The sequence below is a fragment of the Streptomyces sp. NPDC048424 genome (assembly GCF_040651555.1).
Taxonomy (GTDB): Bacteria; Actinomycetota; Actinomycetes; order Streptomycetales; family Streptomycetaceae; genus Streptomyces.
In genome coordinates this window covers 258,553-284,232 of sequence record NZ_JBEZKE010000008.1, presented here as the reverse complement: position 1 = coordinate 284,232, position 25,680 = coordinate 258,553, and the positions used below count along the sequence as shown (strand labels likewise).

Genomic DNA, 25,680 nt, shown 5'->3' with positions numbered 1-25,680 from the left:
TCAGGCCGGGGTCAGCCCCGGCTCCGCGGTCTCGTCCTCGTCCTCATCCTCGTCTTCGTCCTCGTCGAAGACGGAGCTGACGTCGAACCGGTGCAGCACGTCCTGCGGATCGATGTTCCCGAAGGGCGAGCCCAGCCACTCCCCCGGTTCCGCCATCTCCTCCGAGGCGGCGATCCAGAGCGTGGAGTCACCCTCCTCCAGCCCGAAGTCCTTGAAGCGGGAGGCGATCTCATCGGGTTCGTACTCCCCGAAGAGGACGCCCAGCGCCTCCGCGGTGCCGCCGTCCTGGACGAACTCGGCGTCCCGGTCGTGCGCGGCGATCCGCTCGGCCTGGGCGATCAGCCGCGGCGGCTCGACGACGGAGTAGTCGCGGCGGATGAGCACGCTGAAGGCGGCGGGCTCGACGGGGCCGGTGTACGGCACGCCGTCCTCGGGCGTGGGGATCTCGAAGGGGGTGACCTCGTCGTAGCGGTCGTAGAGGAGTTCGTCGTACACCTCGGCCGCGGCGGCGAGTTCGTTGAACGCGGCGTAGACGTCGGGGTCCTCGTCCCCGATCCTGCGCTCGACCGCGGCGAGGTGACGGTCGAGCGCGGCCTTGACCGCCTCGGCGGCGGCGCGTACCTCGGCAACAGTGGGAAGAGCGGCATCAGACATAGAGCAGACGCTATCCGTAGCAGGCCTCTGCCCGCACAATAGATGCGATGCCGGAATACGAATTTGTCGACGTGTACGTGCCCCGCGGTGTCCCTCGCAGCGAGGCGACCCGCCTGTTGACCGACCATGCCGAGTACGGGAACTGGGAACTCGACCGCCTGAGCCTGTACCGGGACGGCAGTCGCCGTGTGCGACTGCGCCGCCGGATCATCCGCCAGGTCCGCGCGACCTGGTGACGCGGGCCCCGGGGGCGGGGCCCGCGTCGTGAACAGCCGTCAGGCGGCGTTGCGGGCGCGCCGGTAGAGGACGCTGCCGGCCAGCAGCAGGCCGCCCGCGATCGGGAGGCCGGCGGTGAGGACGTCACCGGAGCCGGTGGCGGCGAGAGCGCCCGACTGCCCGCTGTCGCCCCCGGTCTGCGTGCCGGTCCCCGGGCCGGGGTGCGTGATCGGGGTGACGGAACCCGTGCCGGGGTTGGCCGGGGTGCCCGGGGTGCCCGTGCCCGGCGTACCGGGGTGACCCGGGTTGCCCGGGGTCTCGCCACCGGGCGTACCGGGAGTGCCCGGGGTTCCGGGGGTCTCGCCGCCCGGGGTGCCGGGGTTGCCCGGGGTTCCGGGGTTGCCCGGGGTTCCGGGAGTCTCGCCACCCCCCGGGTTTCCGGGGTTGCCCGGAGTCTCGCCGCCCGGCGTGCCCGGGTTTCCGGGGTTGCCCGGGGTCTCGCCGCCCGGCGTACCGGGGTTTCCGGGGTTCCCCGGGTGGTCGTCGCACGGCTCGTCGCCGCCGCCCGGGTGTCCGGGGGTTCCGGGGTGTCCGGGGGTTCCGGGGTTTCCGGGGTTGCCCGGGTGACCGGGGTGGTGCGGCTTGCCCGGCTTGCCGTGGCCGCCGTTGGCGCAGTGGTTCCCGAAGGCCGGATTGAGGCCTCCCACCACCGTGACCGTGTTCCCGCAGGCGTTCACCGGTGCGTCCACGGGTGCCTGCACGTTGTTCCCGGACAGCAGTCCGGGAGAGTTCGCGGCGTGCCCCGTGGCCTGTGAGTCCGCGTGTGCGTAGCCCCCGCCCAGCGCGAGGACACCCCCCGCGGCAGCCATGGTGATCAGGGTCTTCCTGGTGACCTGTGCCGGTCGTCGCATCTGTGCTCGTCCCCTGGTGAGTGCGTTTCGGCCGCTCTCGGCGGCCGGGCCGTCCAGGCTCCCCCGCCTGGTACGCCGAAGATGAGAATCCGGGCCGGAAAGCCCGGTGGCCCCGGAGCGCTGGAATGCGCTCCGGGGCCGAAGACTTCAGATGCGTCAGGCGTTGACGCAGGTGTTGCCGAAGGCCGGGTTCAGCAGGCCGATGATGGAGACCGTGTTGCCACAGACGTTCACCGGAACGTGGACCGGGACCTGGATGACGTTGCCGGAGGCAACACCGGGGGAGCCGATGGCCGCACCCTGGGCGCCCGCGTCGGCGACAGCCAGACCCGCACCCGCGAGAACCAGGCCACCAGTGGCAGCCGCAGCGGCGACAACCTTCTTGATCATTGTTCCTCCTAGTAGGCAAATGCGGTCCCAGCCGCGGACCGCACCACCTGTAACGAGGAGGGATCACCGGGGCTACGAGCGTATGAGTGCATTCACTCTTCTCAGTGGAATGCGCACACCTTCCCGAATCTCAGGCGTTGTCGATGAATCGGTCGAGCACCCGCACGCCGAACTTCAGTCCGTCCACGGGCACGCGCTCGTCCACGCCGTGGAACATCCCGGCGAAGTCCAGCTCCGGCGGCAGCTGGAGCGGCGCGAAGCCGAAGCAGCGGATGCCGAGGTCGTCGAAGGACTTGGCGTCCGTACCGCCCGAGAGCATGTACGGGACCGCGCGCGCGATCGGGTCCTCGGCCTTCAGGGCGCCCTGCATGGCGTCCACCAGGCGGCCGTCGAAGTCGGTCTCCAGCGCCTTGTCTCCGTGCACGTCCTCCCGCTTCACGCGCGGGCCGAGGATGCGGTCGAGGTCGGCGAAGAACTCGTCCTCGTAGCCCGGCAGGAAGCGGCCGTCGACGTGGGCCGTCGCCTGGCCGGGGATGACGTTGACCTTGTAGCCGGCGCCGAGCATCGTCGGGGCGGCCGAGTTGCGCAGCGTCGCGCCGACCATCTTGGCGATGCCGCCGAGCTTGGCGAGGGTCTCGTCCATGTTGTCCGGGTCCAGCGGGGTCCCGAGCGCGTCCGAGAGTTCGTCCAGGAAGCTCCGTACGGTCTTGGTCACGCGCACCGGCCACTGGTGGCGGCCGAGCCGCCCCACGGCCTCGCACAGCTCCGTGATGGCGTTGTCGTTGTTGGTCATGGAGCCGTGGCCCGCGGTGCCCTCCACCGTGAGCCGCATCCAGTGCATGCCCTTCTGGGCGGTCTCCACGAGGTAGAGCCGCAGGTTCTCGTTCACGGTGAAGGAGAAGCCGCCGACCTCGCCGATCGCCTCGGTGACGCCCTCGAACAGGCCGGGGTGCTTGTCGACCAGGTGCCGGGCCCCGTAGATGCCGCCCGCCTCCTCGTCCGCGAGGAAGGCCAGCACGATGTCGCGCGGGGGCTTGCGGCCGCTGCGCATCCGGTCGCGCACGACGGCCAGCGTCATCGCGTCCATGTCCTTCATGTCGACGGCGCCGCGGCCCCACAGGCAGCCGTCGGCGATCTCGCCCGCGAACGGGTCGTACGTCCAGTCGGCGGCGTTGGCCGGAACCACGTCGGTGTGCCCGTGGATCAGCAGCGCCGGCCGCGAGGGATCCTCCCCCTCGATCCGCGCCACGGTCGAGGCGCGCCCCTTGTGCGATTCGAAGATCTGCGGTTCCAGCCCGACCTCGGCGAGCTTCTCGGCGACCCACTCCGCCGCCTTGCGCTCCCCGGGACCCGAGTGGTCTCCGTAGTTGCTGGTGTCGATCCGGATGAGGTCCCGGCAGAGGTCGACTACCTCGTCCTCGCCGGAGACGGTCCTGCCCGCGCTCGACTCGCTCACGCTGCTTCCTCCCACTGATCAGTACCGAACCCCTCCATCCTCGCGCCCCGGGCCGCTCTCCCCAAGGGCGATCCCCGGCCGTCAGGGGGTGTGATCGAGGACCCCGGAATGTTTGGTAATGTTTTCCACGTCGGAACGGCCCGCGAGGGACGCGAGACAGACACCTTGTCCGGGTGGCGGAATGGCAGACGCGCTAGCTTGAGGTGCTAGTGCCCTTTATCGGGCGTGGGGGTTCAAGTCCCCCCTCGGACACCAGCAAGAGAACCCCACTTCGTGTGGGGTTTTCTGCGTTTCCCGGACTTTCCGGGGCCGCCCGGCCGTGCCGGATCGACGGCTCCGGCTCGATACGACGAAGGACCCCGCCGGTGGCGGGGTCCTTCGTCGTACGGGCCCGGGGATCAGTCGCGGGAGGCGGCGATCTCGGCCACCCGGCCGCGGACCAGGAACCAGCCGCCGACCAGGGCGGCCGCGATGGCCGGGAGGAACATGACGGTGGTGCGGCCGACGCCGCCGTCGCTCCACATCAGGACCAGGACCGTGACGAGGAAGACCAGGGTCACGATCTGCGTGTACGGGGCCCAGGGCAGGCGGTACGACGGGCGCTCGACCAGCCCGTTCTTCGCGCGGTGCCAGAAGAACAGCGAGCAGATCATGACCATCGCCCAGGTGCCGAGGATGCCGATGGAGGCGAGGTTGAGGACGATCTCGAAGGCCTCGCCCGGCATCCAGGCGTTCAGGCCGACGCCCGCGACGCCGAAGGCGGCGGTGAAGAGGACGCCGCCGTAGGGGACCTTGCCCTTGTTCATGAGGCCGGTGAACTTCGGCGCGGAGCCGGAGACGGCCATCGAGCGCAGGATGCGGCCCGTGGAGTAGAGGCCGGAGTTGAGGCTGGAGAGGGCCGCGGTGAGCACGACCAGGTTCATGACGCCGGCGGCGCCGGGGACGCCCAGCTTGTCGAAGACGGTGACGAAGGGGCTCTGGTCCGAGCTGTACTCGGTGTAGGGCAGCAGGAGCGCGAGGAGGACGACCGAGCCGACGTAGAAGAGGCCCACGCGCCACATGATCGAGTTGATCGCCTTCGGCATGATCTTCTCGGGGTTCTCGGTCTCGCCGGCGGCGACGCCGCAGAGTTCGACGGAGGCGTACGCGAAGACCACGCCCTGGATCACCAGGAGCATCGGGAGCACCCCCGAGGGGAAGATGCCGCCGTTGTCGGTGATGGAGGCGAGGCCGGGGGTGTGGCCGCCGATCTCGTGGCTGGTGGCGACGAGCCAGATGCCGACGATCAGGAAGATCACCAGAGCGGCGACCTTGACCAGCGAGAACCAGAACTCCATCTCACCGAAGTACTTCACCGAGATCAGGTTGGCGGTGAGGACGACGGCGAGGGCGATGAACGCGAGGACCCACTGGGGGACGTCGGTGAACATCGACCAGAAGTGGGCGTAGGTCGCGGCGGCCGTGATGTCGGCCACCGTGGTGGTCGACCAGTTCAGGAAGTACAGCCAGCCGGCCGTGTAGGCGCCCTTCTCCCCCATGAACTCGCGGGCGTAGGAGACGAAGGCACCGGAGGACGGGCGGTACAGGACGAGCTCGCCGAGCGCCCGGACGACGAAGAAGGCGAAGACTCCGCAGACCGCGTAGGCGATCGCGAGGGAGGGGCCCGCACCGGCGAGGCGGCCGCCGGCACCGAGGAACAGCCCGGTGCCTATCGCTCCGCCGATCGCGATCATGTTGATGTGGCGGGACTTGAGGTCCTTGCTGTAGCCCTCGTCACCGGCGTCGACATGGCGGGAAGACGCCGGGGCCGGAGCCTCGGTCAAGGTGCGGTCACTCAGGTCACTCATGTATGACTTCGCCTTCGTGGGGGTCGGACGGCAGGACCGTTGCGCGGCGCAGGGGAGCTGGGTGGTGTCCCCTGTGTCGCGGTCCGGTGAATTTGTCGCCCCAGGAGACCATGAGGGCCCGCCACCCGCCAAAATCGGCCCCTCGTACGCCGAAGCCCCCGACGACCTTGGAAAGGGGCGTCGGGGGCTTCGTAGGAGCTCGAAAGCGAGGTCAGTCGGCGGTACCGGCCCCTGCCGCCTGGTCGAGCCGGAAGGCCTCGTTGCCCAGGCCGATACGGGCGTGCACCTCGGGGCGGCTGCGGCGCAGCAGCGCTCCGTAGAGGAGGCCGGCCACGACGGCGGCGCCGATGATGCCGGGCAGGACCCAGCTGAGCGCGGAGCCCTTCTCGGCGCCGACGAGGACGCCGAAGTCCTTGACGGTGTAGACGGCGATGGCGAGCAGCGCGAGACCTGCGGCGCCGGCCGCGACGAGGCGCCAGACCTGGGCGCCGGCGGTGCCGCGGCGGACGAAGAAGGCGATGACGGCGAAGGAGGCGGCGGCCATGAGGAGGGTCACACCGAGGGCGCCGACGCTGCCCATCCAGGTGAACAGGTGCAGGACGGGGGCGGTGGGGTCGCCGGCGGGCAGGTCGTCGGTGACGGCGAAGGCGATCACGACGAGGGCGGCGACGCCCGTCTGCAGGAGGGAGCCGGTGCCGGGGGCGCCGGTGCCGGCGTTGGTCCGGCCGAAGGCGGCGGGGAGCAGTCCCTCGCGGCCCATGGCGAAGGCGTAGCGGGCGACGACGTTGTGGAAGCTGAGCATGGCCGCGAACATGCCGGTCACGAAGAGGACGTGCAGGACGTCGGTGAAGGTGGCGCCGAGGCGGCTCTCGGTGAGCTGGAAGAGCAGGCCGGGGCCGGCTTCGGCGGAGGTCTTCACGACCTCGGCGGGGCCGGTGGCGACGGTGAGGGCCCAGGCGCTGAGGGCGAAGAAGAGGGCGACGAAGCCGACGGCGAGGAACATCACCCGGGAGACGACGATGTGCGGCTTGCTGGTCTCCTCGGCGTAGACCGGGGACTGCTCGAAGCCGACGAAGGCGGCGATGCAGAAGCAGAGCGCGGTGCCGAGGCCGGCTCCGCTGAGGGTCTCGGGGTTGAAGGCGTGCAGCGAGAGGCCTTCGGCGCCGGGTTCGGCGAGGGCGGCGAGGTCGAAGGCTACGACGAGGGCGCACTCGATGAGGAGGAGGACCCCGAGGACCTTGGCGTTGAGGTCGATCTTGAGCCAGCCGAGCGCGCCGGTGAGGGCGACGGCCAGCAGGGCCGGTATCCACCAGGAGACCTCGATCTCGAGGTAGGTGGCGAAGAGGCCGGAGATCTCGAAGCCGAGGATGCCGTAGACCCCGCACTGCATGGCGCTGTACGCAACAAGGGCGACGAGTGAGGCACCGGCGCCGGCGGTGGGGCCGAGGCCGCGGGCTATGTACGCGTAGAAGGCGCCGGCGTTGTGGACGTGCCGGCTCATCTCGGCGTAGCCGATGCTGAAGAGCGCGAGGACCGCGCCGAGGATGACGAAGAGCAGCGGCTGGCCGACGATGCCCATGACCCCGAAGGTCGTGGGCATGACGCCGGCGACGACCATCAGGGGCGCGCTGGCGGCGAGTACGGACAGGAGCAGGCCGGCGGTGCCGAGGCGGTCGGCGCGCAGGGCGCGGTCCTGGCCCTTGTACGTACGGATCTCTGCCGGGTCCTGGAGCGTGGTGGATCTGCCCGTCGGCATGGCGGCGTCCTTTCGGGGGCGCGGTTCTCTCGGGGGCGGTTCTCGCGGAGCGCGGTTCTTCGGGGGCGCTGTTCTCTCGGGGGCGCTGTTCTCTCGGGGGCGCTGTTGTGGGGGCGCCGTGCTCGGGGGCCGGCGTCTTCGGCGTCTTCGGTGTCAGGCGGTGCCGAGCGCGACGCTGCGCGCGGCGAGGAAGGCCTTCTGCGGGTCCCGGTCCGGATAGGACCAGGGTGCGCGGGTGGCGTGGCTGCCGATCCGGTGGAAGAGGGCGGCGGCCTCGGCGGGGCGGCCCTCGCAGAGTTTGGCGTGGGCGAGGAAGTTGAGGTCGACGCGGTTGCGGGGGTGGTCGTCGCGCTCCCACTCCAGCCACCAGTCGAAGGCGGAGCGCAGGACCTGGCGGGCGCGGCGTCCGGCCCAGTGGGCGGCGGCCGTCTCGGAGGTGTCGCCGTGGGTGGCGGCGAGGACCCGGTAGCGCTCGGCGTGCGCGACGACGGGGAGCACGGCGAGCGGGGAGTCGGCCGGGGACTCCTCGGCGGCCCAGGCCGCGAAGTCGTAGACCTCGTGGAGCGGGTCCTGGCCGGAGGCGAGGGCGCGTTCGGCCAGCCGGGCGACCATCAGGTGGTGGGCGTGGTGGTGCTCGCGGTGGCGGGCCCGGACCTGGTCGAAGTGGCGGCTGAACTCCTCCTCGCTGCCGAAGGCGCGGGAGAGGAGGAGCAGCCCGAGCCAGGGGGTGGGGTCGGCCGGGAGCAGGGTGGCGGCCCGGCGGCAGGCCTCCTCGGCGGCGGCGGGGGTGTCCTTGTGGCGCAGGGCGGTGAAGACGGTGGCGCAGGCGAGGAGGGTGGCGGCGTCGGCGCTCTCCGGCTCGGCGAGCAGCCATTCGCGGGCCCAGGCGGGGGCTGCCGGGGTCTGGGCGAGGACGATGACGCGGTGGGCCCGGCGGTCCCAGTCGTCGCCGGTCCCGACGAGGAGGGCGCGGGCCCTGGCCCAGCGGCCCTGGGTGAACTGGGAGCGGACGTCGACGAGTTCGGCGTCGCAGAGGGCCGGGTCGAAGAGCTGGGCTTCCCGCTTGCGGGCGCGGCCGAGGGGCGGCGGAGGCGGGGACATCCGCGGGTTTCCCTCCAGGACGCGGGCGGACGAGGGTCGGCGGCGGCCGGAAACGCGCGCAGGGCGCACGCGAGCGGTTCGGCCTGGTGGTCGGGGGATCGTGCCGGTGAGCGCACCGGTGATCACGCACAGCAAAGCGGTACGCACGCCTCCGAGTCAAGGTCCAGTCCACTGCGTGGCGGGTTTCAACTGCACCGACGGCCAGGCGAGTTGGGCTGGTTGTGCGGGTTCGGTAGATCTCGGTGGCGGGGTCGTAGGGTGGCCCCGTGACCACCTACGACGATCTTCCTCCCTACCTGCTGGGGTTTCCCGGCCCGCTGCGCGACCAGTTGGTCGCGGCCGTGCTGAGCGGGGCCAAGACCAGCACCACCGGCCTGCTCGCGGAGTACGAGGCGGAGGGCGAGCCGCTGCCCGAGCCGGGCGCCCGCTCCCTGCTCGTCGATTCCGGGGAGCGGGGGGTGGCGGTGGTGGAGGTGACGGCCGTGGAGGTGCTGCGGCTCGGGGACGTCGGGCTGGCGCACGCGCTCGACGAGGGCGAGGGGTTCGCCTCCGTGGCCGAATGGCGTACGGCACACGAGGACTTCTGGCACAGCGAGCCGGTGCGCGCGGCCGTCGGCGACCCGGGGTTCACGGTCGACGACGACACCCTCGTCATCGCGGAGCGGTTCCGGGTCACCGAGCGGCTGGTCTGACGGAACGTTTCGGCTCCCGCACGGCGGCGCCTGCGGGCGGCGGCGAGCCTGGCGGGATCGGCGGCCGGCCCGGCGGGATCGGCGGCCGGCCCGGCGGGATCGGCGGCCGGCCCGGCCCGCGGGAGCCGGGGCCGTCAGGCGGTCGCCTGGGCCGCCGCGCGCCCCGCCGCCCGCCCCGAGAAGATGCACCCGCCGAGGAACGTCCCCTCCAGGGCCCGGTAGCCGTGGACCCCGCCGCCGCCGAACCCGGCCGCCTCGCCCGCCGCGTAGAGACCGGGCAACGGCTCGCCCGCCCCGGTCAGGACGCGCGAGGAGAGGTCGGTCTCCAGGCCGCCCAGCGACTTGCGGGTCAGGATCGACAGCCGTACCGCGATCAGCGGCCCGGCGGCGGGGTCCAGGATCCGGTGCGGGGCGGCCGTGCGGATCAGCTTGTCGCCGAGGTACCTGCGGGCGCCGTGGATGGCCGTGACCTGGAGGTCCTTGGTGAAGGGGTTGGCGATCTCGCGGTCGCGGGCCACGATCTCGCCCCGGACGGCGGCTTCGTCGAGGAGGTCCTCCTTGGTCACCGCGTTCATCCCGCGGACCAGGGCGGACAGGTCGCGCTCGACGACGAAGTCGGCGCCGTTGTCCATGAAGGCCTTGACCGGGCCGGGTACGGCCTGGCGGGCGCGGGTGATCACGTCGCGGATCGACTTGCCGGTGAGGTCGGGGTTCTGCTCGGAGCCGGAGAGCGCGAACTCCTTGCCGATGATCCGCTGGTTGAGCACGAACCAGGTGTGGTCGTGCCCGGTCTTCATGATGTGGTCGAGGGTGCCGAGGGTGTCGAAGCCGGGGAACAGCGGCACGGGCAGCCGCTTGCCCGTGGCGTCCAGCCACAGCGGGGACGGGCCGGGCAGGATGCGGATGCCGTGCCTGGCCCAGATCGGGTTCCAGTTCTCGATGCCCTCGGTGTAGTGCCACATCCGGTCCTTGTTGATGTGGCTGGCGCCGGCCGCCTCCGCGATGCCCAGCATCAGGCCGTCCACGTGCGCCGGGACCCCGGAGAGCATCCGCTGCGGCGGGGTGCCGAGCCGGGCGGGCCACTGCGCGCGCACCAGGTCGTGGTTGCCGCCGATGCCGCCGCTGGTGACGATCACGGCCTGGGCCCGCAGGGAGAAGGTCCCGGTGACCTCGCGGCTGCTCGCGGAGCCCCGCTCGGCGCCGGACGGGGCCAGGATCTCGCCCGTGACGGTGTCCACCGCGCCGGCGGTGGAGGAGAGCCCGGTGACCCGGTGGCGGAAGGCGAGCCGGACCAGGCCGCGGGCCACGCCGGCCCGGACGCGCCGCTCGAAGGGGGCGACCAGGCCGGGGCCGGTGCCCCAGGTGATGTGGAAGCGGGGGACGGAGTTCCCGTGGCCGTTGGCGTCGTAGCCGCCGCGCTCCGCCCAGCCGACGACGGGGAAGAACCGGACGCCCTGGGCGTGCAGCCAGGAGCGCTTCTCACCGGCCGCGAAGTCGACGTAGGCCTCGGCCCAGCGGCGCGGCCACGCGTCCTCCTCGCGGTCGAAGCCGGCGGTGCCCTGCCAGTCCTGGAGGGCGAGCGCGTGACTGTCCTTGATCCGCATCCGGCGCTGTTCGGGCGAGTCCACGAAGAACAGGCCGCCGAAGGACCAGTGCGCCTGGCCGCCGATGGACTGCTCCGGCTCCTGGTCGAGCAGGATGACCTTGCGGCCCGCGTCGACGAGCTCGGCGGTGGCCACGAGGCCCGCGAGCCCGGCTCCGATCACGATCACGTCTGCGTCGTACGTCATGCGGCTACCCGTCCTCCGTCGGTGGTGGGGCAGATCCTTGGCTACGGAGCGGTAACCAGTCAACAGGGGTGGTTGGATGAACCGTGTGAGTGCCGCTGATGAAGTACTGGACGTGGTGGACCGGCACGACCGGGTGATCGGGCAGGCCCCGCGCGGCGAGGTGTACGCCCGAGGGCTGATCCACCGCTGCGTGTTCGTGCGGGCGAGGGACGCGCGGGGGCGGATCTTCGTCCACCGGCGCACCGCCTCGAAACTCGTCTTCCCCTCGCACTACGACATGTTCGTGGGCGGGGTGCTGGGCGCCGGCGAGACCTACGCGCAGGCCGCACTGCGGGAGGCCGAGGAGGAGCTGGGCGTACGGGGGCTGCCGCAGCCGACGCCGCTGTTCAAGTTCCTGTACGAGGGGCCGGGCGGGGCCTGGTGGTCGTACGTGCACGAGGTGCGGTGCGAGCCGGCCGTGCGGCCGCAGGAGTCCGAGGTCGCGTGGCACGCCTTCCTGACGGAGGACGAGCTGGCCCAGCGGATCACCGGGGGCGAGTGGCCCTGGGTCCCGGACGGGCTGGAGGCACACCGGCGGCTGGAGGAACACCGGCGGCAGGGGGCGTAGGCCGTCTCTTTCGGATCTTGCCGGGGGCGGCCGTGTGGCGGGAGGGGCGGCCGTGGCGGGAGGGGGCGGCCGTGGCGCCCCGCCCGGTCCCGGGCCGGCGGGCGAGCACCCCGTAGATTGGCCGGGTGATCGACTTCGTCAAGGACGTGCGCCTCTGGTTCGCACCCGCGCGGCTGAAGGACGAGGGCGAGACCCCCGACTACCGCTTCTCACTGGCCAACGAGCGGACCTTCCTGGCCTGGGTCCGGACCGCGCTGGCCCTGGTGGGCGGCGGTTTCGCCGTGGACCAGTTCCTGCCGGACCTGCGCTGGGGGGTGCGGGTGTCGATGGCCGTCGCGCTGCTCGCGGTGGGTGCGGCCTGTGCGCTGCGGGCGGTGAACCACTGGGTGCGGTGCGAGCGCGCGATGCGCCGGGGCGAGGACCTGCCGCTGTCGCGGTTCCCCGTGGTGCTGAGCCTGGGGGTGGGGCTGGTCGCGGTGGCGATGACGGTGGTCGTGCTGCTGGGCTGGACGCGGGGCCGGTGACCGTCTACGGGGAGACGCGCGACGCCGGGCTCCAGCCGGAGCGGACCCGGCTCGCGTGGCGGCGTACGACGCTGACCTGCTCGGTGGTGGCCGTGCTGGGGATACGGCAGGCCCTGCACGGATCCGGTACTCCGGTGACGGCCGCGGGGGCCGCTGTGACCGCCCTGCTCTGGCTGGCGTTCATGGGGGTGGCGCACCGGCGGATCCGGGCGCTGGCGACGGGCCGGCCGCGGGGGCTCGCGCCGCGGGCGGCGCTGGCGGCAGCGGCGTGCACGGTGGCGCTGGCGCTGGTCGCGGTGGCGGTGGTCCTCTGAGCCCCGGCCGCTGCTCCGGCCCCGGCCCCGCGCTCCCGGCTCCCGGCTCCCGAGTTCCGGACTCCCGTGTTCCCGGCCGCTCCGGTCGGATGATAGTGGTTTTCCGCGTCGCCCGGACAGAACGGGCGATACCCGGCGATCCACACTAATCTCGGCCGCATGACGACCCTGCACCACGAACACCCCACGCACCAGCACACGCACGGCGCGGACTGCGGGCACCAGGCGGTTCGGCACGGCGACCACGTCGACTACGCGCACGACGGCCATCTGCACCGGGAACACTCGGGGCACTGGGACGAGTGCGAGCCCGCCGAGCACACCGCGCACGAGGGCCACGACCACGCGCACGGCGCGGACTGCGGGCACGAGGCGGTCCAGCACGGCGACCACGTCGACTACGTGCACGACGGGCACCGGCACGCCGCGCACGACGGGCACTACGACGACCACTGACCGGCTCCCCTGAGCGGCGCCGCAGACCCGCTCTCCCCCGGCGCGGCGACGGCTGGCAGGATGCTGACCGCCCGTCAAAGCGACCCGGGGAGAGCACAGATGCCCGTCGAAGAGCCGTACCTCGTCCAGCCCGCGCCGGGGGTGTACGCCTACGTCCAGCCGGACGGCGGCTGGTGCCTCAACAACGCCGGCTTCGTGAGCGACGGCGGCCGGACCCTGCTCGTGGACACCGCCGCCACCGAGCGGCGGGCCCTGGCGCTGCGCGACGCGGTCGTGGCGGCCGGCGTACCGCTCCCCCGCACCGTGGTGAACACCCACCACCACGGCGACCACACCTACGGCAACGGCGTCTTCGCCCCCGAGGCGCTGGTCCTCGGGCACGACAGCGCCCGCGCCGAGCAGCTCGCCGCCGGGCACCAGCTGGAGCTGATCTGGCCCGCCACCGACTTCGGCGCGATCGACATCACCGCGCCCGACCTCACGTACAGCGACCGGGCGACCGTGCACGTGGGCGGGACGGAGGTGCAGGTCATCCACCCGGGCGTCGCGCACACCACCGGGGACTCGGTCGTGTGGCTGCCCCGGCAGCGGGTGGTCTTCACGGGGGACCTGGTGTTCGCCGAGGGGACCCCGTTCCTGGCGATGGGCTCACTCGCCGGCTCCCTGCGGGCGCTGGAGCTGCTGCGCTCACTGGACGCGGAGACGGTCGTACCGGGGCACGGGCCGCTGACCGACGCCTCGGCCTACGAGGCCACCGAGCGCTACCTGCGGTACGTGGCCGAACTCGCCCGGGAGGGGCGGGCGAAGGGGCTGTCCCCGCTGGAGGTGGCCCAGCAGGCCGATCTCGCGGAGTTCGCCTCGTGGCGGGAGAGCGAGCGGCTGGTGGCGAACGTGCACCGGGCGTACGCGGAACTGGCCGGGGAGCCGGAGGGCGTGCCGCTGGACATCCTGGCGGTCCTGAGGGACATGACGGTGATGAACGGCGGGACGCCGATCCTGTGTCACGCGTGAGGTGACATCGCTGGGCGGAAGGCCTTCTTTCGCCCCGCGCTCTGGACGGCATACCGACTGGTCGGCATGATGGCAGTCCGCTGTTCCCACTCCGCACGGAGGTGCGCACCCATGACCTCAGCCCCGGCCGACCCGCGCGGCCTGGATCTGGAGCGGCTGCGCGGTCATCTCGACCGCGCGCGGCCGGGCCTCGTGGCCGGGCCCCTGCGCGGCCGGCTGATCGAAGGCGGCCGCTCGAACCTCACGTACGAGGTCACCGACGGGACCGCCCGCTGGGTGGTGCGCCGGCCGCCGCTGGGCCACGTACTGGCCACCGCGCACGACATGCGGCGCGAGCACCGGGTCATCGAGGCGCTGCACGGCACGGCCGTGCCGGTGCCCGAGCCGCTGCTGCTGTGCGAGGACGAGGCCGTGCTCGGGGCGCCGTTCTACGTCATGGAGTACGTGGACGGGGTGCCGTACCGGACGGCCGGCGAGCTCGCCGCGCTCGGCCCGGAGCGCACCCGGCGGGCGGTGCTGGGCCTGGTGGACACCCTGGTCGAGCTGCACGCGGTGGATCCGCAGGCGGTGGGCCTGGGCGACTTCGGCCGGCCCGAGGGGTTCCTCGACCGGCAGCTGCGCCGCTGGGGCAAGCAGCTCGCGGCCTCCCGGGGGCGCGAGCTCGCCGGGATCGACGAGCTGCACGGCACGCTCGGCCGCACCCTGCCCCACTCCCCCGCCCCCACCGTCGTGCACGGGGACTTCCGGCTCGACAACGTCCTGATCGGCGGCCCGGACGACACGATCCGGGCGGTGCTGGACTGGGAGATGTCCACGCTCGGGGATCCGCTGACCGACCTCGGGCTGCTCGTGATGTACAGCTCGGACCTGGGCCTGACCGCCTCTCCGGTCAGTACGACGAGCGGCGCTCCCGGCCATCCGTCCCCCGCCGAGCTGGTCGAGCGGTACGCCGCCCGCTCCGGCCGGGACACCGGGGGCATCGCCTGGTACACGGCCTTCGCCTGGTTCAAGCTCGCGGTGATCCTCGAAGGCATCCACTACCGCTACACGCTCGGGCAGACCGTCGGTGCGGGGTTCGACCGGATCGGCGAGCTGGTGCCGGTCTTCATCGAGCACGGACTGACCACCCTGCAGGGCCTCCGTCCATTCGAAAACGGCCAGGAAGGCTGAGGCACGCACCCATGGATTTCGCATTCGACGCCCGGACCGAGGAACTCCGCGAGCAGCTGCTCGCGTTCATGGAGGAGTACGTCTACCCGGCGGAGCCCGTCGCCGCCGAGCAGCGCGCACGGCTGGCCTCGCCCTGGGACACCCCGGCCGTCTTCGGTGAACTGAAGGCCGAGGCGCGCCGCCAGGGCCTGTGGAACCTCTTCTTCGTGGACCAGCACGGCCTGCCGGGCGCCGGGCACGGCGCGGGGCTGACCAACCTCCAGTACGCCCCCCTCGCCGAGATCACCGGCCGCAGCCCGCACCTGGCGCCGATGGCGACGAACTGCGCGGCCCCGGACACCGGGAACATGGAGCTGCTCGCCCAGTTCGGCGACGAGGCGCAGAAGAAGCAGTGGCTGGAGCCGCTGCTGGCCGGGGAGATCCGCTCCGCCTTCGCGATGACCGAGCCCGAGGTGGCCTCCTCGGACGCGACGAACGTCGAGACGCGGATCGAGCGCGACGGCGACGCGTACGTGGTCACCGGGCGCAAGTGGTTCATCTCCGGGGCCATGAACCCGGACTGCAAGATCTTCATCGTGATGGGCAAGACCGACCCGGACGGCGCCGATCCGCGCCGCCAGCAGTCGATGATCCTGGTCCCGCGCGACACCCCGGGGGTCGAGGTGCGGCGCGCCATGACGGTCTACGGGTACGAGGACCACGACCACGGCGGCCACGCCGAGGTGGTCTTCGACGGGGCGCGGGTCCCGGCGGCGAACCTGATCGGCGAGGAGGGCAGCGGCTTCGCCATCGCCCAGGCCCGGCTCGGCCCGGGCCGCATCCACCACTGCATGCGGCTGATCGGCATGGCGGAGCGGGCGATCGACCTGATGTGCCGGCGCGCGGTGGACCGTACCGCCTTCGGCAAGCCGCTGGCCGCCCAGGGCGTCGTACAGAACTGGATCGCCGACGCCCGGGTCACGGTGGAGCAGTTGCGGCTGCTGGTGCTGAAGACGGCCTGGCTGATGGACACGGTCGGGAACCGGGGCGCGCACACCGAGATCCAGGCGATCAAGATCGCGACCCCGCGGGCGGTCGTACGGATCCTGGACGACGCGGTGCAGCTGCACGGTGCGGGCGGGGTGAGCCAGGACTTCCCGCTGGCCGAACTGTGGGCGGCGGCGCGGACGCTGCGGCTGGCCGACGGGCCGGACGAGGTCCACCAGCGGTCGCTGGCGCGGCGGGAGCTGAAGCGCCACATGTAGGGACCCCGGCGGCCCGCACCTGCGCCCGACCCCCGGCCTGGCCGCGGGTCAGGCGGTGGCGCGGCCCGCCGCCGCCTCGATGACCTCGTCCAGGACCTCGCGGGAGCGGCGGAGGTCGCCGATCAGCCGGTCGATCCGCTCCCGCTCGGCGGCCAGTTCGGCCACCAGCTGCGGGGTGGCGCGCACGGACGGGCCGCCGTCCTCGTCCCGCATGCAGGGCAGGATCCGCGCGATCTTCGCGCTGTTCAGACCGGCCGCGTAGAGCTCCTGGATGCGGATGACCCGGTCCACGGCCCGCTCGGAGAAATCCCGGTGGCCGCCGGGGGTCCGGTCCGACACGAGCAGGCCCTGGGTCTCGTAGTAGCGCAGCGAACGCTCGCCGACACCGGTGCGCGCCGACAGTTCCCCGATCCGCATGGCCCACCTCAGGTCTTGAATCTGACATCAATGTCAGGTTCTACGGTACCGGCATGACGCAGACACAGCAGGCTCCCACCGCATCCCGTCTCTTCGAACCGGCCCGCCTCGGCGGCCTGGAGCTGCCCAGCCGCCTGGTGATGGCCCCGCTGACGCGCAACCGCGCCGGGGCCGACGGGGTCCCCGGCGCGCTCATGGCCACGTACTACGCCCAGCGCGCCTCGGCCGCTCTGATCATCGCCGAGGGCACCACCCCGAACGCCGTCGGCCAGACCTATCCGCACATCCCCGGCATCCACAGCCCGGCGCAGATCGCCGGCTGGCGCCGGGTCACCGAGGCCGTGCGCGCGGCCGGCGGGCGGATGTTCCTCCAGCTCCAGCACGGCGGCCGGGTCGGCCACCCCGACACCAGCGGGCACGTCCCGCTCGCCCCGTCGGCGGTGCGCTTCCCCGAGCCGCTGCACACGCCCGGCGGGCTGCGGGAGGCCGTCGCGCCCCGGGAGATGACGGCGCAGGACATCAGGTCGACCGTCGCCGACTTCGCGGACGCCGCCCGCAACGCCGTCGAGGCGGGCTTCGCCGGCGTGGAGGTGCACGCGGCCAACGGACACCTGCTCCACCAGTTCCTCTCGCGGAACACCAACCGGCGCACCGACGAGTGGGGCGGGTCCGTGGAGGGGCGGATCCGGTTCGCCGTCGAGGTGGTCCGGGCCGTCGCCGGGGCGATCGGCGCCGAGCGGGTCGGCGTACGGATCTCGCCCGGAGTGAACGTCAACGGCATCGACGAGGGCGACACCGAGGAGATCTACCCGGCACTGGTCAAGGCCCTGGCGGACGTCGGGCCGGCCTATCTCCACCAGGTCCACGCCGCCCCGGACCAGCCCGCCTTCACCGAGATCCGCCGGGCCTGGCCCGGCACGCTGATCGCCAACCCCACGCTCTCCCACGAGGAGGTCGCGGCCGACGGCGGCAGGCGGCGCGGCGAGCTGCTGCTGGCGGCGGGCGCCGATCTGGTCGCCCTTGGCCGGGGCTTCCTCGCCAACCCCGATTTCGTGGAGCGGCTGCGCACGGGCGCGCCGCTCAACGAGCTCCGCCCGGAGTTCCTGATGTACGTACAGGGGGCGGAGGGCTACACCGACTATCCCGTCCTGGAGCGGTGACCCGTCAGGGGCGCAGCGCGCGCAGCAGCAGGTCGGCGAGGTGATCGGCGACCTGCTGCGGGGTGAGCGGGCCATCCGCCCGGTACCAGGTGGACAGGTGGTGCACGGAGCCGAAGTGGTAGTCGACGACCAGGTCGGCGGGGGTGGCGCTGGAGAACACCCCCGTGCGCTGGCCCTCCTCGACCAGCGCGCGGAAGCGCTCGTGGTAGCGCCGGCGCTCCGCCCGGACCTGCTTGAACTTCTCGGGGCTGAGCTGGTGCATCGACCGGAAGAAGATCATCGCGTCGTCGAGGTTCTCGATGGTCGTGACGACCACGTCGGCGGCGGCCGCCCGCAGCCGTTCCTCGACGGGCGCGTCGGAATCGGCCACCGCGTCGAGCCGCTGCTGCTGCAGGCGCAGCATCCGCGCGTACACCTCGTGCAGCAGGTCGTCCTTGGACCCGAAGTAGTGGTAGAGCGCACCCTTGGTGACCCCGGCCGCCTCGACGATCTCCTGGACGGAGGTGCGGTCGTAGCCGCGCTCGGCGAACAGCCGGGTGGCGACGGCCAGCAGCCGCTGCGGTACCGGGGCTTCGTGCGTGCCTGCGGGCTCCGTGGTCCTGGCCGCCATGGCGCTGACCTTCCCTTCCTGATTCCTGCCTGGTCACTGCGACCAGCTGTACGACCGTCCGACTGTTTTCAGCCGCGATCGCGCAGTTCCCGTCGCAGGATCTTGCCACTGGTCGTCTTCGGAAGGACAGGCAGGATCTCCACCTGGCGCGGGTATTTGTACGCGGCGATGCGTGCGGCGCAGTAGGAGGACAGTTCCTCCGGCTCGGCCGAGGCCCCGGGGCGCAGGCTCACGTAGGCCTTGACGCTCTCCCCGCGGTAGGGGTCGGGGACGCCGACCACGGCGGCCTCGCGGACGGCGGGGTGGGTGTAGAGCACGTCTTCGACCTCCCGCGGCCAGACCTTGAAACCGGACGCGTTGATCATGTCCTTCTTGCGGTCGACGACGTACAGCCAGCCGTCGGGGTCCATGAAGCCGACGTCCCCGGTGCGCAGTTCACCGCCGGGGAAGGCCTCGGCGGATGCGTCGGGCAGCCCCCAGTAGCCCGGCACGACCTGGGGGCCGCGGACGGCTATCTCGCCGGTCTCGCCGAAGGGGACCTCGACACCCTGCTCGTCGAGGATGCGGACGACGGTGTCGGCGCCGGGCAGGCCCACGGAGAGGGTGCCGGAGGCCGGGTCGACGGGGGCTTCGAGGTGGACGGGCACGCTGGCGCAGGGGGCGGTGCACTCGGTCAGGCCGTAGCCGTTGCGGAGGTAGAAGCCGAAGGCGGTGCGCAGGCGTTCGACGAGGGCGGGCGGGAGCGGGGCGCCGCCGGAGGAGATCACTTGGAAGGAGGCGAAGTGGTCGGGGGTGACGGCGGGGTGGGCGGCGAGGGCCATGAAGGCGGTGGCCGGGCCGACGGTGTAGGCGGGGCGGTGTTCGAGGAAGGCGTCGAGGACGGTGCCCGCCTCGAAGCGGTGGGCGAGGACCAGGGTGCCGGCGTTGGCGAAGCAGGCGGCGAGCTCGCAGACCATGCCGGTGATGTGGAAGAGGGGCGCGAGGGCGAAGTAGGTGGCCCCCTCGGGCAGGGGGTGGGAGGTGACCTGCCGTTCGGCGTTGTACGTGAGCGCGCCGTGCGGGTTCATGGCGCCCTTGGGGGTGCCGCTGGTGCCGGAGGTGTAGCTGATGAGGGCGGTGTCGGCGGCGGTGAGCCGCGGGTCCTCCGGTGCGGGTCGCCTGCCGCGGGCCACGGTGAGGAGGTCGGCGGTGTGCGCTCCGGGCAGGGGGGCCGGTACGGGGGCTGCGGCGGCCGGCCGGTCCGGGGCGACCGGGCCGCGCTGGGCCGGCAGGACGGGCCGGGGCGACGGGGCGGCCGCGGCGTCCGGTTCGGGCCGCGGGCCGAAGACGCGCGGGTCGTCGCGCGTCTGGAAGTCCCGCTCGGAGGCGGTCAGGACGGTCCGTACGGCGCTGTCCCGCGCGGCCTCCGCCAGGTACGCCGCCCACGCACGGCCGTCGCAGACCAGCGCGGCGGCCCCCGAGTCGCGCAGCACGTGCCGGACCTCGCCGGACTTGTACATCGGGTTGAGCGGGACGACGACGGCCCCGGCCTTCCAGGCGGCGAGGACGGCCAGCACGAAGTGCGGGGTGTTCTGCAGCATGACCGCGACCCGGTCCCCGCGGCGCAGGCCGCGCGCCGCGAGGTGACCGGCGACGGAGTCGGAGAGCGCGTCGGCCTCCGCGTAGCCGATCCGGCCGTCGAAGTAGGCGAGGGCGGTGCGCTCCGGTACCCGGGCGGCGGCCGCGCGGAAGGCGTGCAGCACGGTGGGCGGTGGGGCGACGGGCTCCCGCTGGACCGGTGCGAGCAGCCCGAGCCAGGGCCGGGCGGCGTACGAGGAGGTCACCGGGTCTCCCATTTCTGCTGGAGGTGGTTCATGCCGCTCAGCCAGCGGTCCGGCTCGGTGGCGCGGGCGGCGTAGAAGTCGGCGACCTCGGGGTGCGGGAGGATCAAGAACCGGCCCTTCTCCATGCCGTCGAACAGTGCGTCCGCGACCGCTTCCGGCTCGATCGCGGTCGGCGCCAGGACGAGTTCGCCCGCCGAGCCCGCGGCGGTCAGCATGTCGGTGCGCACCCCTTGCGGGCAGATCGCGTGGACCTGGACACCGCGGTGGCGGTAGGTCAGCGAGAGCCATTCGGCGAAGGCGAGCGCACCGTGCTTGGTGACACTGTACGGGGCCGCTCCGATCATGGTCAGCAGTCCGGCGGCGGAGACGGTGGACACGAAGCGGCCGGTGCCCCGCTCCAGCCAGTCCGGCAGCAGCAGTCTGGCGGCGCGGACGTGGGCCATGACGTTGGTGTCCCAGGCCGCTTCCCAGACGGCCTCGTCGGCGGACGCGTCTCCGCCCGAGGCGAGTCCGGCGTTGGCGCAGTAGACGTCGACCGTCCCGCCGAGGGCCTCGCGGGCCTCGGCCACGATCTCCGAGGCGTCGCCCGGCACGGGGATCGCCCGGGCCCCGATCGCGCCCGCCACCGCGGCGGCCTTGGCCGGGTCGAGGTCGTTGACCACCACCGTGGCGCCCTCGGCCGCGAAGCGGTGCGCGAGGGCGGCGCCGATGCCGCCGCCCGCGCCGGTGACGACGACTCGCTGGTCCTGGTACGCGTTCACGGGATCACCTTTCGTGAGGCCTGAGGCCCGGAGGCCGGTGGCCGGAGGCCCGGAGGCCGGCCGAGGGCCGAGTGCCGAATGTCCGATGCGGACGCCGGATCCGAAGACCGGATGGCGGCAGACTAACCAGTCGGTATGTCCGGGTGGAAGGGGCCGGACTCGTAGCGTGGCCGGATGACGCTGTCGCGACGCGGGGTGCTGGGACTGGCGGGGGCCTTGGGATCAGTGGGAACGGCAGGGGCCGTGGGCGCCGCGGAAGCCGTGGGCCGGGTTTCCGCGCCACGGGGGGCGGCGGACCGGGTGCGTACCGGCTTCGAGCGGCTCGCCGCCGACGGGTACGCCCTGCTGGCCGGGCAGAAGGTCGGGGTGGTCACCAACCCCACCGGGATCACCGCCGACGCCCGCCACCTGGTCGACGTACTGCACGCGGACGAACGGGTTGACCTGGTCGCGGTGTTCGGGCCCGAGCACGGGTTCCGCGGCACGGCGCAGGCCGGCGACTCCGAGGGGGCCTCCCGGGATCCGGCGACCGGGCTGCCGGTGTACGACACGTACGACAAGAGCGGGCAGCGGCTCGCGGACGTGTTCACGGCGGCCGGGGTCGACACCGTCGTCTTCGACGTCCAGGACGTCGGGGCGCGCTTCTACACCTACATCTGGACCCTCTACGACTGCATGCGCGCGGCCGCGCTCGCCGGCAAGGCGGTGGTGGTGCTGGACCGGCCGAATCCGGTGGGCGGCCGCCGGGCGGCGGGGCCCGTACTGGAGCGGCCGTACGCGAGCTTCGTGGGCCGGGAGCCGATCGCGCTCGCGCACGGGATGACGGCGGCCGAACTGGCCCTGCTCTTCAACGGCGAGTTCCTGGCCGACCGTCCGGTGCGGCTGCGGACGGTGGCGATGTCCGGGTGGCGACGGCAGTCGTTCTTCGGGGAGACCGGGCTGCCCTGGGTGCCGCCGAGCCCGAACATGCCGACCCCGGACACGGCCCTCGCGTACGCCGGCACCTGCCTGTTCGAGGGGACGAACCTCTCCGAGGGGCGCGGGACGACCACGCCCTTCGAGGTGGTGGGCGCGGAGGGGGTCGACCGGCGGTGGGCGGAGGCGGCGAACGCGCTGGGTCTGCCGGGGGTGTGGTTCCGGGAGACGTACTTCACGCCGACCTTCTCCAAGCACGTGGGGAAGGTGTGCGGCGGGGTCCGGCTGATCGTCCACGACCGGGAGGCCTTCGACCCGGTACGGGCGGGGATCGGACTGCTGGTCACGGCGCGGCGGTCGTGGAGCGGCTTCGGCTGGCGGACGGACCACTGGATCGACCGGCTGACCGGCTCGGACCGGGTGCGGACCATGGTGGACGCGGGGGCCGGGGTGGAGGAGATCGTGGGTGACTGGTCCGCGGGTCTGGCGCGGTTCACGGCGACGCGCGGGGAATACCTCCTCTACGAGTGAGCCGACCGCGCCGGGGGGCTGGCCGGGCGGGCGCGTCAGCAGGATGCTGACAGCACCGGAGGCACGGCGTGGAGGGGGACGTCATGGCGGACATCGGTGGCGGGTTCGGGATCGGGGCCGGAACGGCGGCCGGGATCACGGCGGGGAACCGGCTCGGGGTCACGGCCGGGATCGGCGTCGGGCCGTACGCGGAGCTGACCTTCGACTCCGAAGGGGACGTGGACCGGGCCACGCAGGGCGCGGTGGCCCGGATGGAGGCCACGGACGTGCTGGTCTTCGCACACGGCTGGAACAGTGACCGGTCCACCGCGACCCGGCTGTACGACCGGTTCTTCGCCCCCTTCCCGGGGCTGGTGGGATCGGGGGTACGGCTGGGGTACGTGGGCGTCGTGTGGCCGTCGATGCGGTTCTCCGACGAGCCGATCCCCGACTTCGACACACCCGGCGCCCTCGCGGAACCCGGCTTCGGCACGGCACTGGATCCCCTCACCCGCCGGGCGCTCGGGGAGTTCTGGCCGGGACGGCAGGCGGAGCTGGACCGGGTGGCGGAGCTGCTGGAGGAGCGGCCGGAGTCGGCGGCCGCGTTCATCGAGTTCGGTGCGCTCGTACGGGAGCTGGCGGGGGTGGACGCGGTGCCCGCGGCGGCGGCTCCGGCGGTTCCCGCCCTCTTCACGGACGACGTGCTGGAGGTGTGCCGCACCCTCTCCCGCGCCTTGGCCGCGGCGAGCGCGCCGGCCGACGGCGCCGACGGGCCGGGCCTCGGAGGCGAAGGGCCGGGGTTCGCGGTCGGCGGCGCCCTGCGCGGCCTGTGGGGCGGGGCCAAGGAGCTGCTGCGGCAGGCGACGTACTACAAGATGAAGAAGCGGGCGGGTGTGGTCGGCGAGCGCGGTCTCGGCCCGGTGCTGGCACAGCTGGCGGGCGAACGCCCGGCCCTGCGGTTCCACCTGATCGGCCACAGCTTCGGGGCGCGGGTGGTGTCCTTCGCACTGCGCGCGGTGCCGGACGGCGCCCGGTACGTGAAGTCCGCGACCCTGCTCCAGGGGGCCTTCTCCCACTACGCGTTCGCCGACCGGCTGCCGCACGACAGGAGCACCGGCGGCGCCCTGCGCGGCCTCCAGCGCAGGGTCGACGGGCCGGTGGTGGCCTGCCACTCCCCGCACGACTCGGCCCTCGGGCTCTTCTATCCGCTGGCCTCCCGGATGGCAGGGGATTCGGCCGGAGTGCTGGGCTTCGACGAACGGTGGGGCGCCATCGGGCACGACGGGGTGCAGGCGGTGCCGGGCGCGCCGCGGCTGAGCCTCGCCACCGCCCTGCGCGAGGGGGTGCCCGCGGCCGGTTGTGTCAGTGTGGACGCGGGCTCCGTGGTCCGCCGCGGCGGCGCCCCCTCGGGGGCGCACAGCGACATCTGCCACGAGGAACTGGCCCGGGTGGTGGTGGCCGCGGGGCGCATGGGGCGCTGAGTTCTGGCCATGTGCCACCCGCACGCCTCGACCGCCCCCGCATGCGCCCGGCCCTGACAGGGCATGTTGGGCACATCGGCGGAGGTGATGGTGTGATGGCGGGATTCCGGAGTCTGGCCTACCAGGTGCGCGACGCGCGCAATGACCGGGCCTTGCGGCGCCATTCGCTGCGCCGTTGCCTGGAGCGGTTCGCCCCGTACGGGCACCGGGCCACGTGGTGGCACCTGTGCGACCGGCACGGGATCGCCCCCGAGGACCGGGGGGCGGATCCGCTGCGGCTGGTCGCCGCGCTGGAGGAGCTGGAGGACGCGCGGGCGGTCTGGCTGGAGTACGAGCGCCAGTTCGCGGAGCGGCGCCGCCGGGAGAAGCACGACGGGCTGCGCCGGCCGGAGTGGGCGTGGGGCGGGAGCGGGGACGCGGTGGTGCGGTGCGCGGATCCGGGCGTGCGGCCGGAGGGGGCGCTGGGCGAGGTGCTGCGGCGGCTGGTCCGGGCGCTGGAGTCGGAGCCCGGGACGGCGTGCCCGGTCTGCGGGGACACCGAACTGCGGTGGCCGGCGGTGACGCGGATCGGGCCGTGGGAGGGCGCCTGGGCCTGGGACGGGCCGGTGTGCGCGGGCTGCGGGATCGTGGTGCCGAGACCGGCGCTGGCGGAGATGCCCTCGGCGGGGGCGGCGTGAGGACCTTGCTGCTGGCGTCGGTGAACGGCGCCCGGAGCGCTGCCGACGGCCCGGCCGTGCCGATGTCGCCGGCGGATCTGACGGAGTCGGCGCTGGCGGCGGTCGCCGTGGGCGCCGGGGAGGTGCTGGTGCACCCGCGGACCCCGTGCGGGCGGGAGAGCCTCTCGCCGCGGGTGGTGGGGCCGGTACTGGCGGCGATGCGGGGCGCGGGGGTCCACGTACCGCTGTCGGTGCCGGTGTGCATCGGGGCCGAGCCGGAGCCGGCGGGGCGGCTGGAGCGGGTGCGCTCGTGGACGGTGCTGCCGGACCGGGCGGTGGTGCACTTCGGGGAGCCGGGGGCCGGGGAGCTGGCGCGGGCGCTGCTGGCGCGGGGGATTTCGGTGGACGCGCTGGTGCCGGTGGGCGGACCGGCCGGGCCGGAGCCGATGGCACGGTTCCTGGCCTGGCCGGTGCGCGAGCCCGGGCGGGTCCGGCTCGTGGTAGAGCTCGCGGCGGCCGATCCGGCGCTGGTGGCCGGGCTGCGCGGGCTGCCTCCGGTGGCGGTGCTGGTGTACGGGCGGGAGGCGGCCGCCTGGCCGGTGCTGCGGCTGGCCGCGCGGTGCGGAACGGGTGCGCGCACCGGCGTGGGCGACGTACTGCACCTGCCGGACGGGCAGCAGGCACGGTCGAATGCCGAACTGGTGGCGGCGGCCCGGGAACTGATACCGCGGGACGCCGCCGCCACCTCGGGAACTACAGCCGCGAACCGGTGAGGCGTTCGCCGAAGACGTCGTCGGGGTTGGACAGGGCGCAGGTCTTCATCGAGAGACAGCCGCAGCCGATGCAGTCCGTGAGGTGGTCGCGCAGCCGGCCGAGCCGCATGATCCGCTCGTCGAGCTCGGTGCGCCAGGTCTCGGAGAGGCGGGCCCAGTCCTCGCGGGTGGGGGTGCGTTCCTCGGGCAGCTGGGCCAGGGCCTCGCGGATGCTGGCCAGCGGGATGCCGACGCGCTGGGCGGCGCGCACGAAGGCGACGCGGCGCAGCGCGTCACGGGTGTAGCGGCGCTGGTTGCCGGAGGTGCGACGGCTGCTGATCAGGCCCTTGGCCTCGTAGAAGTGGAGTGCGGAGACGGCCGCGCCGCTACGGGCGGACAGCTGGCCGACGGTGAGCTCGTGGACTTTCTCGGGAATCTGCGGCACCCGGCCGAGGG

At 73.2% G+C, this 25,680-nt stretch carries 27 protein-coding genes and 1 tRNA gene; 15 read left to right on the top strand and 13 right to left on the bottom strand.

Going from position 1 to position 25,680, the window contains the following annotated elements; translation table 11 throughout:
* Positions 1–654 (bottom strand): hypothetical protein, encoded by a 654-nt coding sequence (locus AB0D29_RS14900; protein ID WP_362854372.1) that lies wholly within the window; start codon positions 652–654, stop codon positions 1–3.
* A gap of 47 nt (positions 655–701) precedes the next feature.
* On the opposite strand from AB0D29_RS14900, the gene AB0D29_RS14895 reads away from it, so the two are divergent.
* Entirely contained in the window at positions 702–890 is a 189-nt protein-coding gene (locus tag AB0D29_RS14895; RefSeq protein ID WP_030388705.1) for a DUF5703 family protein, read from the top strand.
* Between the two features lie 39 nt (positions 891–929).
* Here the strand turns inward: AB0D29_RS14895 and AB0D29_RS14890 are convergent, their stop codons facing one another.
* The 3 genes from AB0D29_RS14890 to AB0D29_RS14880 all read right to left on the bottom strand — a co-directional run bounded on the left by AB0D29_RS14890 (position 930) and on the right by AB0D29_RS14880 (position 3,627).
* Positions 930–1,739, bottom strand: coding sequence for a chaplin (locus AB0D29_RS14890; RefSeq protein ID WP_362854370.1), 810 nt, complete (start codon positions 1,737–1,739; stop codon positions 930–932).
* A gap of 198 nt (positions 1,740–1,937) precedes the next feature.
* Positions 1,938–2,171, bottom strand: a complete 234-nt coding sequence (gene chpH / locus AB0D29_RS14885) for a chaplin ChpH (RefSeq protein WP_362854369.1) — start codon at positions 2,169–2,171, stop codon at positions 1,938–1,940.
* Positions 2,172–2,301: 130 nt separating this feature from the next.
* Positions 2,302–3,627, bottom strand: coding sequence for a M20/M25/M40 family metallo-hydrolase (locus AB0D29_RS14880; protein WP_362854368.1), 1,326 nt, complete (start codon positions 3,625–3,627; stop codon positions 2,302–2,304).
* A gap of 167 nt (positions 3,628–3,794) precedes the next feature.
* On the opposite strand from AB0D29_RS14880, the gene AB0D29_RS14875 reads away from it, so the two are divergent.
* A tRNA-Leu gene (locus AB0D29_RS14875) sits at positions 3,795–3,882 on the top strand.
* A gap of 143 nt (positions 3,883–4,025) precedes the next feature.
* Here the strand turns inward: AB0D29_RS14875 and AB0D29_RS14870 are convergent.
* From AB0D29_RS14870 to AB0D29_RS14860, 3 genes are all read right to left on the bottom strand, one after another.
* A complete protein-coding gene (locus tag AB0D29_RS14870; RefSeq protein ID WP_362854366.1) occupies positions 4,026–5,474 on the bottom strand; it encodes an amino acid permease in 1,449 nt (482 codons plus the stop codon).
* Positions 5,475–5,685: 211 nt separating this feature from the next.
* Entirely contained in the window at positions 5,686–7,230 is a 1,545-nt protein-coding gene (locus AB0D29_RS14865) for an APC family permease (protein ID WP_362854365.1), read from the bottom strand.
* 153 nt (positions 7,231–7,383) lie between these two features.
* Positions 7,384–8,331: a hypothetical protein gene (locus tag AB0D29_RS14860; RefSeq protein WP_362854363.1), complete on the bottom strand. Its 948-nt coding sequence runs from the start codon at positions 8,329–8,331 to the stop codon at positions 7,384–7,386.
* Between the two features lie 266 nt (positions 8,332–8,597).
* Here AB0D29_RS14860 and AB0D29_RS14855 point away from each other — a divergent pair, with 266 nt between their 5' ends.
* The gene (locus AB0D29_RS14855; RefSeq protein ID WP_362854362.1) at positions 8,598–9,023 is read left to right on the top strand and encodes an ASCH domain-containing protein; all 426 of its coding nucleotides are present in this window, start codon (positions 8,598–8,600) and stop codon (positions 9,021–9,023) included.
* A gap of 134 nt (positions 9,024–9,157) precedes the next feature.
* Here AB0D29_RS14855 and AB0D29_RS14850 read toward each other — a convergent pair whose 3' ends face one another.
* Positions 9,158–10,813, bottom strand: a complete 1,656-nt coding sequence (locus AB0D29_RS14850) for an FAD-binding dehydrogenase (protein ID WP_362854360.1) — start codon at positions 10,811–10,813, stop codon at positions 9,158–9,160.
* Between the two features lie 76 nt (positions 10,814–10,889).
* Here AB0D29_RS14850 and AB0D29_RS14845 point away from each other — a divergent pair, with 76 nt between their 5' ends.
* The 7 genes from AB0D29_RS14845 to AB0D29_RS14815 all read left to right on the top strand — a co-directional run bounded on the left by AB0D29_RS14845 (position 10,890) and on the right by AB0D29_RS14815 (position 16,139).
* The gene (locus AB0D29_RS14845; protein WP_362854359.1) at positions 10,890–11,420 is read left to right on the top strand and encodes an NUDIX domain-containing protein; all 531 of its coding nucleotides are present in this window, start codon (positions 10,890–10,892) and stop codon (positions 11,418–11,420) included.
* 125 nt (positions 11,421–11,545) lie between these two features.
* Positions 11,546–11,944, top strand: a complete 399-nt coding sequence (locus AB0D29_RS14840; protein WP_362854357.1) for a DUF202 domain-containing protein — start codon at positions 11,546–11,548, stop codon at positions 11,942–11,944.
* Positions 11,941–12,258, top strand: coding sequence for a DUF202 domain-containing protein (locus tag AB0D29_RS14835; RefSeq protein ID WP_362854355.1), 318 nt, complete (start codon positions 11,941–11,943; stop codon positions 12,256–12,258). Before AB0D29_RS14840 ends, AB0D29_RS14835 begins: the two co-directional genes overlap by 4 nt.
* Positions 12,259–12,417: 159 nt before the next feature.
* Positions 12,418–12,714, top strand: a complete 297-nt coding sequence (locus AB0D29_RS14830) for a hypothetical protein (RefSeq protein ID WP_362854354.1) — start codon at positions 12,418–12,420, stop codon at positions 12,712–12,714.
* 99 nt (positions 12,715–12,813) lie between these two features.
* A complete protein-coding gene (locus AB0D29_RS14825; protein ID WP_362854352.1) occupies positions 12,814–13,725 on the top strand; it encodes an MBL fold metallo-hydrolase in 912 nt (303 codons plus the stop codon).
* Positions 13,726–13,836: 111 nt separating this feature from the next.
* Entirely contained in the window at positions 13,837–14,895 is a 1,059-nt protein-coding gene (locus tag AB0D29_RS14820) for a phosphotransferase family protein (RefSeq protein ID WP_362854350.1), read from the top strand.
* Positions 14,896–14,906: 11 nt separating this feature from the next.
* Entirely contained in the window at positions 14,907–16,139 is a 1,233-nt protein-coding gene (locus AB0D29_RS14815; protein ID WP_362854349.1) for an acyl-CoA dehydrogenase family protein, read from the top strand.
* A 48-nt stretch (positions 16,140–16,187) separates the two neighbouring features.
* Here the strand turns inward: AB0D29_RS14815 and AB0D29_RS14810 are convergent, their stop codons facing one another.
* Positions 16,188–16,556 (bottom strand): MerR family transcriptional regulator, encoded by a 369-nt coding sequence (locus tag AB0D29_RS14810; RefSeq protein ID WP_362854347.1) that lies wholly within the window; start codon positions 16,554–16,556, stop codon positions 16,188–16,190.
* 53 nt (positions 16,557–16,609) lie between these two features.
* On the opposite strand from AB0D29_RS14810, the gene AB0D29_RS14805 reads away from it, so the two are divergent.
* On the top strand, positions 16,610–17,716 hold the full coding sequence (locus AB0D29_RS14805) for an alkene reductase (RefSeq protein WP_362854345.1): 1,107 nt from the start codon (positions 16,610–16,612) through the stop codon (positions 17,714–17,716).
* A 4-nt stretch (positions 17,717–17,720) separates the two neighbouring features.
* Here the strand turns inward: AB0D29_RS14805 and AB0D29_RS14800 are convergent, their stop codons facing one another.
* The 3 genes from AB0D29_RS14800 to AB0D29_RS14790 all read right to left on the bottom strand — a co-directional run bounded on the left by AB0D29_RS14800 (position 17,721) and on the right by AB0D29_RS14790 (position 20,910).
* Positions 17,721–18,326, bottom strand: a complete 606-nt coding sequence (locus tag AB0D29_RS14800) for a TetR/AcrR family transcriptional regulator (protein ID WP_189973680.1) — start codon at positions 18,324–18,326, stop codon at positions 17,721–17,723.
* A gap of 68 nt (positions 18,327–18,394) precedes the next feature.
* Positions 18,395–20,161: an AMP-binding protein gene (locus AB0D29_RS14795; protein WP_362854344.1), complete on the bottom strand. Its 1,767-nt coding sequence runs from the start codon at positions 20,159–20,161 to the stop codon at positions 18,395–18,397.
* The gene (locus AB0D29_RS14790; RefSeq protein WP_362854342.1) at positions 20,146–20,910 is read right to left on the bottom strand and encodes an SDR family oxidoreductase; all 765 of its coding nucleotides are present in this window, start codon (positions 20,908–20,910) and stop codon (positions 20,146–20,148) included. Before AB0D29_RS14790 ends, AB0D29_RS14795 begins: the two co-directional genes overlap by 16 nt.
* 174 nt (positions 20,911–21,084) lie before the next feature.
* Here AB0D29_RS14790 and AB0D29_RS14785 point away from each other — a divergent pair, with 174 nt between their 5' ends.
* The 4 genes from AB0D29_RS14785 to AB0D29_RS14770 all read left to right on the top strand — a co-directional run bounded on the left by AB0D29_RS14785 (position 21,085) and on the right by AB0D29_RS14770 (position 25,245).
* Complete coding sequence (locus AB0D29_RS14785; protein WP_362854340.1) at positions 21,085–22,356, top strand: DUF1343 domain-containing protein; 1,272 nt, start codon at positions 21,085–21,087, stop codon at positions 22,354–22,356.
* Positions 22,357–22,439: 83 nt separating this feature from the next.
* Positions 22,440–23,816: a serine-threonine protein kinase gene (locus tag AB0D29_RS14780; protein WP_362854339.1), complete on the top strand. Its 1,377-nt coding sequence runs from the start codon at positions 22,440–22,442 to the stop codon at positions 23,814–23,816.
* A 95-nt stretch (positions 23,817–23,911) separates the two neighbouring features.
* Entirely contained in the window at positions 23,912–24,493 is a 582-nt protein-coding gene (locus tag AB0D29_RS14775; RefSeq protein WP_362854338.1) for a hypothetical protein, read from the top strand.
* The gene (locus AB0D29_RS14770; protein ID WP_362854336.1) at positions 24,490–25,245 is read left to right on the top strand and encodes a 3-keto-5-aminohexanoate cleavage protein; all 756 of its coding nucleotides are present in this window, start codon (positions 24,490–24,492) and stop codon (positions 25,243–25,245) included. Before AB0D29_RS14775 ends, AB0D29_RS14770 begins: the two co-directional genes overlap by 4 nt.
* Here AB0D29_RS14770 and soxR read toward each other — a convergent pair.
* Positions 25,226–25,669 (bottom strand): redox-sensitive transcriptional activator SoxR, encoded by a 444-nt coding sequence (gene soxR, locus AB0D29_RS14765; RefSeq protein WP_362854334.1) that lies wholly within the window; start codon positions 25,667–25,669, stop codon positions 25,226–25,228. The two genes, AB0D29_RS14770 and soxR, sit on opposite strands and share 20 nt — an antisense overlap.
* Positions 25,670–25,680: the final 11 nt, after the last annotated feature.

What these genes read in the sequence shown, in the direction of transcription:
- AB0D29_RS14900 (WP_362854372.1), bottom strand. Translation starts at nt 654, where the DNA reads ATGTCTGATGCCGCTCTTCCCACTGTTGCCGAGGTACGCGCCGCCGCC.
- AB0D29_RS14895 (WP_030388705.1), top strand. Translation starts at nt 702, where the DNA reads ATGCCGGAATACGAATTTGTCGACGTGTACGTGCCCCGCGGTGTCCCT.
- AB0D29_RS14890 (WP_362854370.1), bottom strand. Translation starts at nt 1,739, where the DNA reads ATGGCTGCCGCGGGGGGTGTCCTCGCGCTGGGCGGGGGCTACGCACAC.
- chpH (WP_362854369.1), bottom strand. Translation starts at nt 2,171, where the DNA reads ATGATCAAGAAGGTTGTCGCCGCTGCGGCTGCCACTGGTGGCCTGGTT.
- AB0D29_RS14870 (WP_362854366.1), bottom strand. Translation starts at nt 5,474, where the DNA reads ATGAGTGACCTGAGTGACCGCACCTTGACCGAGGCTCCGGCCCCGGCG.
- AB0D29_RS14865 (WP_362854365.1), bottom strand. Translation starts at nt 7,230, where the DNA reads ATGCCGACGGGCAGATCCACCACGCTCCAGGACCCGGCAGAGATCCGT.
- AB0D29_RS14860 (WP_362854363.1), bottom strand. Translation starts at nt 8,331, where the DNA reads ATGTCCCCGCCTCCGCCGCCCCTCGGCCGCGCCCGCAAGCGGGAAGCC.
- AB0D29_RS14850 (WP_362854360.1), bottom strand. Translation starts at nt 10,813, where the DNA reads ATGACGTACGACGCAGACGTGATCGTGATCGGAGCCGGGCTCGCGGGC.
- AB0D29_RS14845 (WP_362854359.1), top strand. Translation starts at nt 10,890, where the DNA reads ATGAACCGTGTGAGTGCCGCTGATGAAGTACTGGACGTGGTGGACCGG.
- AB0D29_RS14830 (WP_362854354.1), top strand. Translation starts at nt 12,418, where the DNA reads ATGACGACCCTGCACCACGAACACCCCACGCACCAGCACACGCACGGC.
- AB0D29_RS14825 (WP_362854352.1), top strand. Translation starts at nt 12,814, where the DNA reads ATGCCCGTCGAAGAGCCGTACCTCGTCCAGCCCGCGCCGGGGGTGTAC.
- AB0D29_RS14820 (WP_362854350.1), top strand. Translation starts at nt 13,837, where the DNA reads ATGACCTCAGCCCCGGCCGACCCGCGCGGCCTGGATCTGGAGCGGCTG.
- AB0D29_RS14815 (WP_362854349.1), top strand. Translation starts at nt 14,907, where the DNA reads ATGGATTTCGCATTCGACGCCCGGACCGAGGAACTCCGCGAGCAGCTG.
- AB0D29_RS14810 (WP_362854347.1), bottom strand. Translation starts at nt 16,556, where the DNA reads ATGCGGATCGGGGAACTGTCGGCGCGCACCGGTGTCGGCGAGCGTTCG.
- AB0D29_RS14805 (WP_362854345.1), top strand. Translation starts at nt 16,610, where the DNA reads ATGACGCAGACACAGCAGGCTCCCACCGCATCCCGTCTCTTCGAACCG.
- AB0D29_RS14800 (WP_189973680.1), bottom strand. Translation starts at nt 18,326, where the DNA reads ATGGCGGCCAGGACCACGGAGCCCGCAGGCACGCACGAAGCCCCGGTA.
- AB0D29_RS14795 (WP_362854344.1), bottom strand. Translation starts at nt 20,161, where the DNA reads ATGGGAGACCCGGTGACCTCCTCGTACGCCGCCCGGCCCTGGCTCGGG.
- AB0D29_RS14785 (WP_362854340.1), top strand. Translation starts at nt 21,085, where the DNA reads ATGACGCTGTCGCGACGCGGGGTGCTGGGACTGGCGGGGGCCTTGGGA.
- AB0D29_RS14780 (WP_362854339.1), top strand. Translation starts at nt 22,440, where the DNA reads ATGGCGGACATCGGTGGCGGGTTCGGGATCGGGGCCGGAACGGCGGCC.
- AB0D29_RS14775 (WP_362854338.1), top strand. Translation starts at nt 23,912, where the DNA reads ATGGCGGGATTCCGGAGTCTGGCCTACCAGGTGCGCGACGCGCGCAAT.